Origin of the sequence: Methylophilus sp. (assembly GCF_052437885.1) — a bacterium.
GTDB lineage: Bacteria > Pseudomonadota > Gammaproteobacteria > Burkholderiales > Methylophilaceae > Methylophilus.
This window is the reverse complement of sequence record NZ_JBQVPB010000008.1, coordinates 26,316-38,635: the sequence shown is the minus strand read 5'-3', so window position 1 is coordinate 38,635 and position 12,320 is coordinate 26,316. Positions and strand designations below refer to the sequence as shown.

Here is a 12,320-nt window from a genome sequence, read left to right as displayed (position 1 = left end):
AACGCAGCAGAAACCTTATGAAAAAAATAACATTACTAGGGCTGATGGCAGCTCTTCCTATTAACACCTTTGCCGCAGAAACGCTGGCGACACCAGACCTGGACGAAGTGGTGGTCACCGCCAGCAGGACCGCGCAATCTACCAAAACCGTCACCGGCGATATCACGGTGATCGATAGCGAAGAAATTAACAGACTACAAGGTGGCTCTCTGGCCGACTTGCTCAGGCTGCAACCTGGCGTACAAAGCTACAGCAATGGCGGCATGGGCACTAGCAGCAATATCACCTTACGTGGCACCAATGACAATCAGCTGATCGTGCTGGTCGACGGTGTGCGCATTAACTCCGGCACTACTGGCACTACTGCTTTTGAGAATATTCCCCTTGCATTGATCGACCGCATTGAAATCTTGCGCAGCCCGGCATCCAGCCTGTATGGTTCCGATGCGATTGGCGGCGTGATCCAGATTTTCACGAAACGTGGCAGCGGCAATAAAACACATATTTACGGCACAGTCGGTGCTGGCAGCTATGATACTTACACTGGTAATGCCGGAATCGATACCGCTTACAAAGCATTGAAATTAGGGGCACAGATCAGCAGCTATGATACCCGTGGCATCAGCGCAAAAAAACGCCCGCCATTAAATGTGGACAAAGACCGTGACGGCTACCAAAATTTCAGTGGATCAGCTTATGCCAGTCTGGAGTTTGCTCCAGGACATTCTCTGGGACTGAACTACCTGGAGAGCGATGGCCGTAGCGAATATGACAATGGTTACGTTGGCAACCACCAGAACCGCTACCAGCAAGGTTATGGGCTTGCGCTGAAGAACGCACTGACCGAACGCTGGAAGAGTACCTTGCAATATAACAATGGTCGCGATCAGTTATATACCGTGAGTGCAGCAACCGGCGCAACCGCCAATAGCAATATTGAAACTGAGCAGCACCAGATTTCCTGGCAACATGATTACCAACTCTCGAATGGCACCATCATGTTTGCTTATGACAGACTTGAACAGGATGTACTGACCAAGACTATTGGCAGGCAAACACTGGACAGAGGCAGAAGCAATGATGCTTTCGTCCTGGGCTATACCGGCAGCTTTGACAACCATAGCGCCCAATTATCTTTGAGAGAAGACCATAACAGCCAGTTTGGCAATTACACCACTGGTGGACTGGGCTATGGCTATGCATTCACTCCAGCCTGGCGGGTAACAGCACAATACGGATCATCCTTCCGTGCACCTACATTTAATCAATTGTATGCGGTGAACTACGGCAATCCTAACCTGGCTGCCGAGAAAGCAGACAATCTGGAAGCCAGCCTTCGTTACCAAGGCCAAGCTTTACAGGCCAAAGTCACTGTGTTTGATAACCATATCCGTAACTTCATTCAAACCTTAACCTCAGGCTGCCCGGTGGGCTTTCCCAACTGTGCAGTGAATGCAGGAAAGATCGAGATTCAAGGGGTGACTTTTGAAAGTAGTCTGGCTTTAGATGAAAGCTGGTTATTGTCCGGCAACCTGACTGTGCAATCCCCCCGGGTCGATGGCTCAGACAACTTGCTGGTTAGACGCGCCCAACGTTATGGCAATCTTGTATTGCAATACAAAGCTGGTGACTGGAATTGGACTACAGAATTGACTGCGTCCTCACAACGCTACAACGATGCTGCTAACCGACTTGCATTAAGTGGCTACGCCCTGCTCAACTCAACACTTGCATATCAGTTGAATCAACATTGGCGACTGCAAGCCCGCGCCAATAATATTCTGGATAAAGACTATGTGCTGGCGGCTGTGAATTCAACCGTGGATTACAACACCATGGGGGCGAATGTGTTTTTCAGCCTGAACTATGACATGCATTAAGCACTGAATAGCCGGTGGATTTTGACCAAGCCTAATGGAATTGGGCTAAAATCCACCCCTAGCTAATTTAATAAAATTTGGGAGTCGTTGGCATGCCACGTAAAATTTCAACTCAAGCTCTGGCAATCGCATTTGTCATTGCACTGATGGTCATCGTCACGCGCGGTCATCATTTCGCTTCTATCGATTTTCTGCCTAGCGCTTCATACGCGGCTTTCTTTATTGCCGGTTATTATCTGCGCTCCACCATTATGTTCGTCGCCCTGCTGGCCTTGTGTGCCGGGCTGGATCTGGCCGCGGTGACCTGGGGTGGCGTCAGCAATTTCTGTGTGACACCGGCTTACGGCTTTTTACTGCCAGCCTATGGCACCATGTGGCTGGCCGGTCGCTGGACAGCAGACAACACCAGCTGGGAATTCAGCAGCCTGTTCAAACTGGCAGGTGTGGTGGTCGTTGCTTCTGCCATTGCCGAGCTGTTCTCCAGCGGTGGTTTCTATTTCTTCGGCGGCCGTTATGCCAACCCTACCCTGGTTGAGTTTGGCGCGCGCGTGGTGAAATACTATCCAAAACAACTGGAAGCGATCGCGTTCTGGGTAGTGGTTGCCTTGATCGCACACGTAGCATTTGGCCTGGCCAAACGCTCTGTTCACGAAAAAGCATAATTCTTTAGGCATCATGATGGAAACCAATGACCGCGACAGCCGCCACAAGGCGCGCATGATAAGAAAAAAAGTGGTCATTGATGAAAAGATAGCACAGGCCAGGGTAGAAAAAGGCCTGCTACTCATACTCACCGGCAACGGCAAAGGCAAAAGTTCTTCTGCCTTTGGCATGGTGGCCCGCTCACTCGGTCACGGCATGCGGGTAGGCGTCGCCCAGTTTATCAAGGGCAGGTCTGATACCGGCGAAGAAGCGTTTTTCCGCCAGCATCAGGCAGTCAGCTGGCATGTACTCGGTGAAGGCTTTACCTGGAACACCCAGGACAGGCAGCGTGATACCGAGACCGCCATGCGCGGCTGGCAGATCGTCGCCGGCATGCTGCAAGACCCGGCTATCCAGCTGGTCGTGCTCGACGAACTCACTTACACCTTCAAATATGGCTACCTCGATGAGCAAATGGTGCTGGATGCCATAGCCAGCCGCCCGCCCATGCAGCATGTGGTCATCACCGGCCGTGGCGCTTCAGAAGCACTGCGTGAAGCAGCCGACACAGTCAGCGAGCTGATGGACGTCAAGCACGCCTGGCGTGCAGGCATCAAGGCCCAGGCTGGAATAGATCTGTGACACAAGCAGCTGTAGCGACCTGCCATGCCATGCTGATGGCAGCACCGGCATCCGGCCAGGGCAAGACCATGACCACCGCTGCGCTGGCACGCGCTTACCGCAAGCGTGGCTTGCGCGTACAGGCATTCAAATGCGGGCCGGACTTTATCGACGGCATGATACTGGAAGTAGCCACCGGCAAGCCGGTGTATAACCTGGACCTGGGTATGTGTGGTGTAGCGGATGCCAGTCGTTTGCTTTATAAAGCCGCGCAGGAAAATGATGTGCTACTGCTGGAAGGTGTGATGGGGCTGTACGATGGCAACCCTTCGTGCGCCGATATCGCCGAGCGCTTCGGCATCCCGGTCGGTCTGGTGGTCAACGCCAAGGCTATGGCGCAAACCTTTGCGGCGGTGGCCTATGGCTTGTATGCGTTCCGCCCCAGCCTGCAACGCGCTGGCGTGATCGCCAACCAGGTGGGCAGCGACGGCCATGCCAAAATGATCAAAGAAGCCTTGCCTGCGAATATCCCCTGGCTGGGCGCCATGAAATTCGATACACAGCTAAGCTTGCCGGAACGCCACCTTGGCTTGCATCTGGCGCAGGAGATCAGCGACATTGATCAACGCATAGAAGCGGCTGCCAAGTTGTTGGGGGAAGAGATCCCCTTACCGCCAGCTGTCAATTTTGCTGCTCCAGAAAATAATTCTTGTGAGCCATTGTTGCGAGGTAAAACCATCGCCGTCGCCAAGGACGCTGCCTTCTGTTTCATCTATCAGGCAAACCTGGATCTATTGCAATCACTGGGTGCCAGCATCAGCTTTTTCTCGCCCCTGAATGATGGGCAACTGCCTGCGGCTGATGCCTGCTGGCTGCCAGGCGGTTACCCCGAGCTACATCTGGACACACTGCAACACAACAGCGGCATGCGCGAGAGCCTGCAGGCGGCGGTTGCCGCTGGCATGCCGCTACTGGCAGAATGTGGCGGCATGCTGGCGGCAGGTGAAAGTCTGAACGGGCAATCAGTTTTCGGCCTATTGGCTGGTCATGGCACGATTGAAGCCAAACGGCAGGGTTTAGGCACGCAACACGCAACCTTCACTTCACCTTCAGGCGAAGCTGAAGAAACCATAGGCGCGCACACTTTCCACTATGGCCGCTTTGAAACCAGCCTGCCGGTGATCGCGCAGGGCAAAGGTAGATATGGTGCCGGTGAGGCCATCTACCGCCAGCACAACATCACCGCCAGCTTTCTGCATTTTTATTTCCCGTCTAACCCGGCGCTGGCCGCGCGTTTCTTTCTGCCATGAGTTTTGCTTATTCTGATAACGACAAGGCGGCCATTTACAAGGTGATCGCCGAGCGACGCGATATGCGGCATTTTTTGCCCACGCCGATCGCGCCAGCGTTATTGCAAAAACTACTGCAGGCCGCACACCAGGCGCCCAGCGTAGGCCTGATGCAACCATGGCGCTTTATCCGCATTTCGGATGCCGGTCTGCGCAAACGCATGCATGCCCTGGTGGATGAAGAACGCAAGAAAACCGCGCTGGCGATAGGCGAGTTTGAAAACACCGCGCGTATGGCTGAATTCATGCGGCTCAAGGTTGAAGGCATACTCGATTGCGGTGAGCTACTGGTCGCCACTCTGTGCGACCAGCGCGAAAAATATATCTTTGGCCGCCGCACCCTGCCGGAAATGGACCTGGCCTCGGTCAGCTGTGCGATCCAGAACCTGTGGCTGGCGGCGCGTGCCGAAGGCATAGGCATGGGCTGGGTCAGCCTGTTTGATCCGCAGGCGCTGGCCGACTTGCTGGGCATGCCCGCCGATGCCAAACCTGTCGCTATCCTTTGCCTGGGTTACGTGAACACTTTTTACAAATCGCCCATGCTGGTGGAACAAGGCTGGGCGACAGAAAAACCGTTGTCTGACATGCTGATGGAAAACGGCTGGCAGCATGAGCCGCAGCCATGAAACATTGGCCGCAACGCATAGTCTGCCTGACCACAGAAACGGTAGAAGTGCTCTACCTGCTGGGTGAGCAGCAACGCATAGTCGGCATTTCAGGCTTTACCACACGCCCGCCTGTCGCTCGTAAAGAAAAACCCAAGATCAGCGGCTTTACCAGCGCCAATATCGAGAAGATACTGGCACTAGAGCCAGACCTGGTTTTATGTTTTTCCAACTTGCAGGCCGACATTGCCGCTGCGCTGATCAAGGCCGGTTGCCAGGTGCACGTATTCAACCAGCGCAGCCTGCAAGAGACCCTGCAGATGATACTGACCGTGGGTGACCTGGTCGGCGCCAGCAATCAGGCACACGCTCTGGTTGCCCAATACCAGGCCCTGGTGGACGCTGCGCGCAAACAAGCTGCAACATGGTCATACAAACCTAGTGTTTATTTTGAAGAGTGGGATGAACCCATGATGTGCAGCATACGCTGGGCAGCAGAGCTGATAGAAGCGGCAGGCGGGCAGGATTGCTTTCCGGCATTGAGCCGGTTTCACAATGCGCGTGACCGTCAGGTGAGCGCAGAACAAGTGCTGGCTGCGCAACCAGATATCATCATAGGCTCGTGGTGCGGCAAGAGATTCCAGCCGGAAAAAGTCAAGGCGCGTGCCGGCTGGCAAAGCATACCGGCAGTGCAGCACGGCCATTTATATGAAATCAAATCAGTGGATATTCTGCAGCCGGGGCCGGCCCTGTTTACCGAAGGCCTGGCGCAATTGCAAACCATCATCCAACACTGGCAACAGCAAAACGGGAGACTGACATGACCACACATTTGATCCTGGGCGGTGCACGTAGCGGCAAAAGTGCCTATGCAGAACGGCAGGCTGCTGCGCTGGAATTGCCGGTGACCTATATCGCCACGGCCCAGGTATATGACGACGAGTTTGCCAGCCGCGTGGCGCAACACCAGTCGCGCCGCCCGCCTTACTGGCAACTGGTAGAGGCGCCGTTCAACCTGGGCCAGACCTTGCTGGATAACGATGCCGCCGACAGCTGCCTGATCGTTGATTGCCTGACCTTGTGGCTGGCGCAATGCATATGCCCGGATTGCGACAAGCCGGAACGGCTGGACTGGCAGGCAGAAAAACAGGCCTTGCTGGCTACCCTGCCGCAGTTACAGGCACAGGTGTTTTTAGTCAGCAACGAAGTCGGCATGGGCATAGTGCCGCTGGGCGAGATCAACCGCCAGTTCCAGGATGAACAGGGCCGCTTGAACCAGCACGTGGCGGCCATCGCCGACAAAGTCAGTTTTATTGCCGCCGGACTACCTCTCCCTCTTAAATAAACCTTTAATCAAACCGCAGGAACCATCATGAACAAGTTTTCCCTGATTGCCACCTCACTGCTGACACTGGCCGCCTCACTGGCGGCGCAGGCGCATGTGCCATTTTTAAAACCCAACCAGTTCAATGTCACGCATCACCGCCTGACCATAGAATCAGCGTTTACTGAGTTCCCCTTCCAGGCAGACTTTGCCATGGATTCACCCAACTTCAGCATCACTGATCCCAACGGGGTTTCGGTGGCGATCAAGCCCATCGCAAAAACCAAGGCCGCGGTTTACCTTGAGCCAGAATTAAAAGCGGAAGGCACCTACCGTATCAGCACTGGCCAACGAGTGGGGCCTATCTATAAAGCGGTGGAAACGCCTGATAAAAAACTGTATTTTGCGGCCGATATGAAGCGTGTTTCCGGCAAGCCGACCACCATGAATTACTACAGCTATGCCGATACTTACATTTTCAAAGGCCAGCAGAAATATGTGGCCAGACCATTTAACAAAGGCCTGGAGATCGTGCCACTGAGCTCGCCAAATGGCCTGCTATTAGGCGCTGAGGGTTCATTCCGCGTGCTGGAGAATGGCAAGCCGGTCGCCAATGCACGCATCATCGTGGTCACCGATAACGAGCATTTCATCAAGCACCGCGTGGAAGACCTGTATGACCTGGACAACGTCAGGGAGTCGAATATACAGGCGAACCAGCAAGGTGAATTCAGTTTCAAGCCGAAAAAAGCCGGGCTGAATTTCCTGTTTGTCACCGTGCACCACCAGCTGAACGAAAACCTGTGGGAAAGCCAGAATGCGTCGCTGACGCTGGAAGTGAATCTGCCGGCAGACACTGCGAACAAGCCTTAATTGTTGCGTTCATACATCTAAATCACACAGGAAAAGACACCACCATGACCACCACTACTTTCCAACTCAAAGGTGAATTCATTGCACTGTGCGACTTGCTAAAACTTGAAGGCGTCGCCGATAGCGGCGGCCAGGGCAAGTCTATGGTGGCGGAAGGGCTGATCTCGGTAGACGGTCAGATAGAGCGCAGAAAAACCGCCAAGATACGTGCCGGGCAAGTGGTACAGGCGTTTGAGCAGACCATCACTGTGGTCGCGGCCGCTTAACGGGGGCTAAAGCCGGCCGGCAAATAAGGCTTGAGCGCTGGCCAGTTGAGGTGTTTACACAAACTGTCGGCTAATTGCTGCAGGCTTTGTTCACGTAATTGCGTATAGTCGTAAGCCAGCTGATCCGATAACCCGGCCCATTGCAACCAGGCAGCACAGGCCTGGGGATGGTCAAACAGGCCATGGATATAACTGCCTGCGACCTGGCCGTCTGCTGACAGTGCGCCTTCTGCCTGATTGTTGATCAGGTGCGCCGGGCTTGCTAATGCAGGTCCGGCACTCACCCCCATATGGATCTCATAACCCTGTAACTCGGCATCGGCAAAGGCCAGCTTGCCTGATACCTGTTTAAGCTGTTTGTGCGTTTCCAGCGTGGTTTCCATCGCCAGCCAGCCCAGGCCGGCACTACTACCGGCTGCACCCTCTATCGCCAGCGGATCATGCAATTGCTGACCCAGCATCTGAAAGCCACCGCAGATACCCAGCAATTTACCGCCGTAACGCAGATGCCGCGCGATTGCTTGCTCCCAGCCATGTTCACGCAGGGCGGCCAGATCGCCACGCACATTCTTGCTACCGGGCAGTATGATCAGATCGGCAGCGGGCAGCGGCTCATGCAGACGCACAAACATCAGCGCCACTTGCGGGTGCAGGCGCAGGGCATCAAAGTCGGTATGGTTGGCGATATGTGGCAGCAGCGGCACCACCACTGTCAGCTGGGCGCCGGTTTTTTTCACCTGGCTTTTGGCGACCGCATCTTCCGCTTCCAGGTGCAGGTCGTGCATATAAGGCAACACGCCCAGCACCGGCTTGCCGGTGCGTTGCTCCAGCCAATCCAGCCCTGGTTGCAGCAGGGCGATATCGCCCCTGAACTTGTTGATGACAAAACCTGCCACCCTTGCCTGCTCGCTGTCAGAGAGCAGGGCCAGGGTACCGACCAGGTGGGCGAACACGCCGCCTTTATCTATATCGGCTACCAGTATCACCGGGCAATCCACCGCTTCGGCAAAGCCCATATTGGCAATATCGTTGGCACGCAGATTGATCTCTGCCGGACTGCCCGCGCCTTCGACCACCACACAATCATATTGCTGCTCTAATCGCCGGTAGGACTGCAGCACTGCCTGCATGGCGACTTTTTTATACTCGTGGTAAGTGCTTGCTTCCTGGTTACCCCGCACCTGGCCGTGGATGATCACCTGGCAGCCGGTGTCAGAATTAGGTTTTAACAGCACCGGGTTCATATCGGTGTGCGGCTGCAGGCCACAAGCCATGGCTTGCACAGCCTGTGCGCGGCCGATCTCGCCACCGTCTTCAGTCACCGCCGCGTTCAGCGCCATGTTTTGCGGCTTGAAAGGGGCAACAGCGACCCCGCTGCGGTACAATACGCGGCACAATCCGGCCACCAGCGTACTTTTACCGGCATCCGATGTGGTGCCCTGAACCATTAATGTTTTTACTGCCTGTTTATCCATACGCCGATTATCTCATACTCGCCCTGCTTGCCTGCGGCGCGGTTGCGCTTGATCATTGCCTGGGCGAACCCAGGCGCTGGCATCCGCTGGTCGGTTTTGGCCGTCTTGCCAGCGGATTAAGCCGATGGCTGAACCCGGCAAACGCCCAGCCCAGACCCGCGCAACGCCTGATAGGTCTGCTGGCCTGGCTGGTGGCGGTATTGCCGCTGACTTATGTGGCATGGCTGCTGGCGCAAATGCGCTTCGGCTGGCTGCTGCATGGCTACCTGCTGTACTTTGCGCTGGGTCACAACAGCCTGCGCCTGCATGCATTAGCGGTGTATTCTGCGCTGCAGAACAACGATATCAAGCAGGCACAACTGGCAGCTTCGTATATGGTCAGCCGCGACCAGGAAGCAATCGAGCCTGTATCTGCCACGCTGGAATCAGTGCTGGAGAATGGCAGTGACAGCGTATTCGCCGCCCTGTTCTGGTTTCTGATCGCCGGCGGCCCTGGCGCATTGTTATACCGGCTGGCGAACACGCTGGATGCCATGTGGGGTTACAAGACCAGCCAGTACTTTTATTTTGGCTGGGCCGCAGCGCGGCTGGATGACGTTTTAAACTATATTCCTGCCCGCCTGACCGCCCTTACTTACGCCCTGCTGGGCAATACCCGCAAAGCGCTGCATGCCTGGCGCACACAAGCAAACCTATGGGATAGCCCGAATGCCGGGCCGGTGATGTCTGCGGGCGCGGGGGCACTGAATGTCGCACTGGGCGGGCGGGCGCGCTACCATGGCGTGTGGCATGAGCGGCCGCCACTGGGCAGCGACACTGCGCCTGGCCTACAGGATATCCCCAGAGCATTACGGCTGGTCAGCGCAGGCTTATATAGCTGGCTGGCGATCGCCCTGGTGATCGCCTTGATTATGGCAGCCGTGCGCTATGCTTGAGCACGGCGGCAACCTGCAACAGGCAGCCACGCAGTACGGCATCCCGCTGGCTGACTGGCTGGACCTGTCTACCGGCATACATCCGCAGCACTACCCTATCCCGCCGCTGCCGCCAGCCTTGTTCCAGCGCCTGCCAGCGGTGGATGACAGTTTGCTGGCCGCCGCGCGCACTTATTATGGCGCACAACACTTGCTGGCCTGTGCCGGCTCGCAGGCAGCGTTGCAGGTGCTGCCGGCCTTGCGCAAGACTTGCCGCGTCGCCATGCCGCGCACCATGTACCAGGAACACGCACATGCCTGGCAACGCGCCGGTCACCATGTGCATTTTTTTGACCTGCTGCCTGATGAACAGACGCTGAACAATAGCGATGTGCTGCTGCTATGCAACCCGAACAACCCTACCGGGCAAAAATATACAGTGGACACCCTGCTGGGCTGGCATGCGCGACTTGCAGCGCGTGGTGGCTGGCTGGTCGTGGATGAAGCATTTATGGATACCACGCCGCAGCACAGCCTCGCCAGCCATACCGGCCAGCCTGGCTTGTGGGTGTTGCGCTCGCTGGGCAAGTTTTTCGGGCTGGCCGGGCTCAGGGTGGGTTTTTTGCTGGGTGAAGCGACAGCGCTGGCCGCTGTTGAATCCTTGCTCGGGCCATGGACAGTCAGCGGACCCAGCCGCCATATCGCACAACTGGCGCTGCAAGACATCGCCTGGCAACAGCAGACGCGTGAGCAGCTGGCTGCGCAGTCACGGCAGTTGTCGCAATTGCTGGTTGAATATGGTTTAACCCCCGTCGGCGGCACCGACTTATTTCAGTATGTGCCGCACGCTGCCAGCCAGCGATTACAGGCAGCGCTGGCAGAACAAGGCGTGTGGACGCGCTATTTTGCATCACCGCAAGCCTTGCGCCTGGGCTTGCCACCAGCCACGCAATGGGCGCGCCTGGAGCAGGCACTGAGCAAGGCCACCATTGGCCTTAACGGCTTTCGCAGCCTTAGCGGTTAACGAATTCTACTTTAGGGATAGCGCCTGAGAAATCCAGGCGGGTCAGGCTGGCATAATCAACATGAAAGCGGAACAGGCCTTTGAGCTGCATATTCAGTGCATGCGCGATCAGGGCACGTATCATGCCGCCGTGGGTCACCACCAGCACATGCTGGTTGGCATGGCTCTGTAAACACGTTTCAACAAAGTCGATGCCGCGCTGTTGCAGGGCGGCGAAAGTCTCGCCGTTGGGCGGGGCCAGGTCGGCGTAATTCTGCGCCCACACATCAAACAGTTCACGCGGGATATCATTCCAGGCCTGCATCTCCCAGTCGCCAAAATGCAATTCTTTCAGGCGCTCGTCATGCGTGATGTGCTGAGCCTGGCCCAGTGCCTGCGCCAGCTTGCTACAACGTTGCAGCGGGCTGGCATAAACGGCGTCAAACCGTTCGCCTGCCAGCTTGGCCTGCAAACCGGCCAGCTCATCATGAAAGCTGGCGGCGACGTCGATATCGCTGTGCCCATAGCATATGCCCTGCGCCACCTGCAGGCTGGTGTGGCGTATCAATGTGAGTTTCATAACAGCCGGCTCCACGCCAGCAGGCCCAGGTAAAAAGCCAGTTCTGTGAGTTGTTGCATGGCACCCAGCGTGTCGCCGGTATAACCTTGCAGATTGCGCGCCAGCAGGTTGCGCCACCACCACCAGGCCAGCAGCACCGGCAAGCCGGTCAGCAATAAAAACTGCACAGCCGCCAGCGCGGTATGGTTGAGCCATAACAACCCGGCAAAGCCTATCCAGCTCCATAAGCCCAAGGCACTGGCGCACCAGAGATCGTGACGTGTCAAAGTGGTGGCCAGCGGTTTGGATTTACCCGCAGACCTGACATAGGGCAGCGCTGCCATGACATGGACTGCCGCCAGGCGGCTCATGGCATGGGCGGCGATCAGGGCAAATGGCAGCACCGCCGCCGGCAAAGCCAGCAGTGCCTGGAATTTGAATAACAGCACACCGATCACGGCGATAGCGCCATAACTGCCCAGGCGCGAGTCCTGCATGATGGCCAGTTTAGCGGCTTTATCCATGCCGCCGCCCAGGCCGTCGGCACTGTCGGCCAGGCCGTCTTCGTGAAAAGCGCCGGTCAGGTAAATGCTGGCCGCCATGCTGGATAACACCGCGATGGCAGGCGGGAACAGCAAGCTGGCCAGCCACCAGACCATGGCTGCGATCAGGCCTATCAACAAGCCGACCAGCGGGAAATAACGCGCAGCATGATTGAGTTCAGCTTCCTGGAAATCTGCCAGCGCTGGCACCGGCAGGCGGGTAAAGAAACCCACCGCTAGCAGGAAATAGCGCCATTGCAGTTTCAG

Annotated in this window: 14 protein-coding genes; 11 read left to right on the top strand and 3 right to left on the bottom strand. The window is 56.3% G+C overall.

Annotated elements, in window-relative coordinates; genetic code table 11:
* Positions 1-17 precede the first annotated feature (17 nt).
* From ACT6RZ_RS09645 to ACT6RZ_RS09605, 9 genes are all read left to right on the top strand, one after another.
* A complete protein-coding gene (locus tag ACT6RZ_RS09645) occupies positions 18-1,880 on the top strand; it encodes a TonB-dependent receptor domain-containing protein (protein ID WP_444701905.1) in 1,863 nt (620 codons plus the stop codon).
* A gap of 92 nt (positions 1,881-1,972) precedes the next feature.
* A complete protein-coding gene (locus tag ACT6RZ_RS09640; RefSeq protein WP_444701904.1) occupies positions 1,973-2,542 on the top strand; it encodes a hypothetical protein in 570 nt (189 codons plus the stop codon).
* 16 nt (positions 2,543-2,558) lie between these two features.
* The gene (cobO, locus tag ACT6RZ_RS09635) at positions 2,559-3,164 is read left to right on the top strand and encodes a cob(I)yrinic acid a,c-diamide adenosyltransferase (protein WP_444702002.1); all 606 of its coding nucleotides are present in this window, start codon (positions 2,559-2,561) and stop codon (positions 3,162-3,164) included.
* Between the two features lie 29 nt (positions 3,165-3,193).
* A complete protein-coding gene (locus ACT6RZ_RS09630) occupies positions 3,194-4,453 on the top strand; it encodes a cobyrinate a,c-diamide synthase (RefSeq protein WP_444702001.1) in 1,260 nt (419 codons plus the stop codon).
* Positions 4,450-5,118, top strand: coding sequence for a 5,6-dimethylbenzimidazole synthase (gene bluB / locus ACT6RZ_RS09625; RefSeq protein WP_444701903.1), 669 nt, complete (start codon positions 4,450-4,452; stop codon positions 5,116-5,118). The genes ACT6RZ_RS09630 and bluB overlap by 4 nt, the downstream gene beginning before the upstream one ends.
* A complete protein-coding gene (locus ACT6RZ_RS09620; RefSeq protein WP_444701902.1) occupies positions 5,115-5,921 on the top strand; it encodes a cobalamin-binding protein in 807 nt (268 codons plus the stop codon). The genes bluB and ACT6RZ_RS09620 overlap by 4 nt, the downstream gene beginning before the upstream one ends.
* Positions 5,918-6,442, top strand: a complete 525-nt coding sequence (gene cobU, locus ACT6RZ_RS09615; RefSeq protein ID WP_444701901.1) for a bifunctional adenosylcobinamide kinase/adenosylcobinamide-phosphate guanylyltransferase — start codon at positions 5,918-5,920, stop codon at positions 6,440-6,442. Before ACT6RZ_RS09620 ends, cobU begins: the two co-directional genes overlap by 4 nt.
* Before the next feature lie 27 nt (positions 6,443-6,469).
* Entirely contained in the window at positions 6,470-7,294 is an 825-nt protein-coding gene (locus tag ACT6RZ_RS09610; protein ID WP_444701900.1) for a DUF4198 domain-containing protein, read from the top strand.
* A 44-nt stretch (positions 7,295-7,338) separates the two neighbouring features.
* Positions 7,339-7,560 carry an RNA-binding S4 domain-containing protein gene (locus ACT6RZ_RS09605; protein WP_444701899.1) on the top strand — a complete coding sequence of 74 codons (222 nt, stop codon included), beginning with the start codon at positions 7,339-7,341 and terminating at the stop codon, positions 7,558-7,560.
* Here the strand turns inward: ACT6RZ_RS09605 and ACT6RZ_RS09600 are convergent.
* Entirely contained in the window at positions 7,557-9,008 is a 1,452-nt protein-coding gene (locus tag ACT6RZ_RS09600) for a cobyric acid synthase (protein WP_444702000.1), read from the bottom strand. The two genes, ACT6RZ_RS09605 and ACT6RZ_RS09600, sit on opposite strands and share 4 nt — an antisense overlap.
* Before the next feature lie 2 nt (positions 9,009-9,010).
* On the opposite strand from ACT6RZ_RS09600, the gene cbiB reads away from it, so the two are divergent.
* Both cbiB and cobD read left to right on the top strand, forming a co-directional pair.
* Positions 9,011-9,970, top strand: a complete 960-nt coding sequence (cbiB, locus tag ACT6RZ_RS09595) for an adenosylcobinamide-phosphate synthase CbiB (RefSeq protein WP_444701898.1) — start codon at positions 9,011-9,013, stop codon at positions 9,968-9,970.
* The gene (gene cobD / locus ACT6RZ_RS09590; protein WP_444701897.1) at positions 9,963-10,973 is read left to right on the top strand and encodes a threonine-phosphate decarboxylase CobD; all 1,011 of its coding nucleotides are present in this window, start codon (positions 9,963-9,965) and stop codon (positions 10,971-10,973) included. Before cbiB ends, cobD begins: the two co-directional genes overlap by 8 nt.
* Here the strand turns inward: cobD and cobC are convergent.
* Together cobC and ACT6RZ_RS09580 are read right to left on the bottom strand one after the other, a co-directional pair.
* Positions 10,963-11,532 carry an alpha-ribazole phosphatase gene (gene cobC / locus ACT6RZ_RS09585; RefSeq protein WP_444701896.1) on the bottom strand — a complete coding sequence of 190 codons (570 nt, stop codon included), beginning with the start codon at positions 11,530-11,532 and terminating at the stop codon, positions 10,963-10,965. The two genes, cobD and cobC, sit on opposite strands and share 11 nt — an antisense overlap.
* Positions 11,529-12,320, bottom strand: coding sequence for an adenosylcobinamide-GDP ribazoletransferase (locus ACT6RZ_RS09580; protein WP_444701999.1), 792 nt, complete (start codon positions 12,318-12,320; stop codon positions 11,529-11,531). The genes cobC and ACT6RZ_RS09580 overlap by 4 nt, the downstream gene beginning before the upstream one ends.

What these genes read in the sequence shown, in the direction of transcription:
- ACT6RZ_RS09645 (WP_444701905.1), top strand. Translation starts at nt 18, where the DNA reads ATGAAAAAAATAACATTACTAGGGCTGATGGCAGCTCTTCCTATTAAC.
- ACT6RZ_RS09640 (WP_444701904.1), top strand. Translation starts at nt 1,973, where the DNA reads ATGCCACGTAAAATTTCAACTCAAGCTCTGGCAATCGCATTTGTCATT.
- cobO (WP_444702002.1), top strand. Translation starts at nt 2,559, where the DNA reads ATGGAAACCAATGACCGCGACAGCCGCCACAAGGCGCGCATGATAAGA.
- ACT6RZ_RS09630 (WP_444702001.1), top strand. Translation starts at nt 3,194, where the DNA reads ATGCTGATGGCAGCACCGGCATCCGGCCAGGGCAAGACCATGACCACC.
- bluB (WP_444701903.1), top strand. Translation starts at nt 4,450, where the DNA reads ATGAGTTTTGCTTATTCTGATAACGACAAGGCGGCCATTTACAAGGTG.
- ACT6RZ_RS09620 (WP_444701902.1), top strand. Translation starts at nt 5,115, where the DNA reads ATGAAACATTGGCCGCAACGCATAGTCTGCCTGACCACAGAAACGGTA.
- cobU (WP_444701901.1), top strand. Translation starts at nt 5,918, where the DNA reads ATGACCACACATTTGATCCTGGGCGGTGCACGTAGCGGCAAAAGTGCC.
- ACT6RZ_RS09610 (WP_444701900.1), top strand. Translation starts at nt 6,470, where the DNA reads ATGAACAAGTTTTCCCTGATTGCCACCTCACTGCTGACACTGGCCGCC.
- ACT6RZ_RS09605 (WP_444701899.1), top strand. Translation starts at nt 7,339, where the DNA reads ATGACCACCACTACTTTCCAACTCAAAGGTGAATTCATTGCACTGTGC.
- ACT6RZ_RS09600 (WP_444702000.1), bottom strand. Translation starts at nt 9,008, where the DNA reads ATGGTTCAGGGCACCACATCGGATGCCGGTAAAAGTACGCTGGTGGCC.
- cbiB (WP_444701898.1), top strand. Translation starts at nt 9,011, where the DNA reads ATGTTTTTACTGCCTGTTTATCCATACGCCGATTATCTCATACTCGCC.
- cobD (WP_444701897.1), top strand. Translation starts at nt 9,963, where the DNA reads ATGCTTGAGCACGGCGGCAACCTGCAACAGGCAGCCACGCAGTACGGC.
- cobC (WP_444701896.1), bottom strand. Translation starts at nt 11,532, where the DNA reads ATGAAACTCACATTGATACGCCACACCAGCCTGCAGGTGGCGCAGGGC.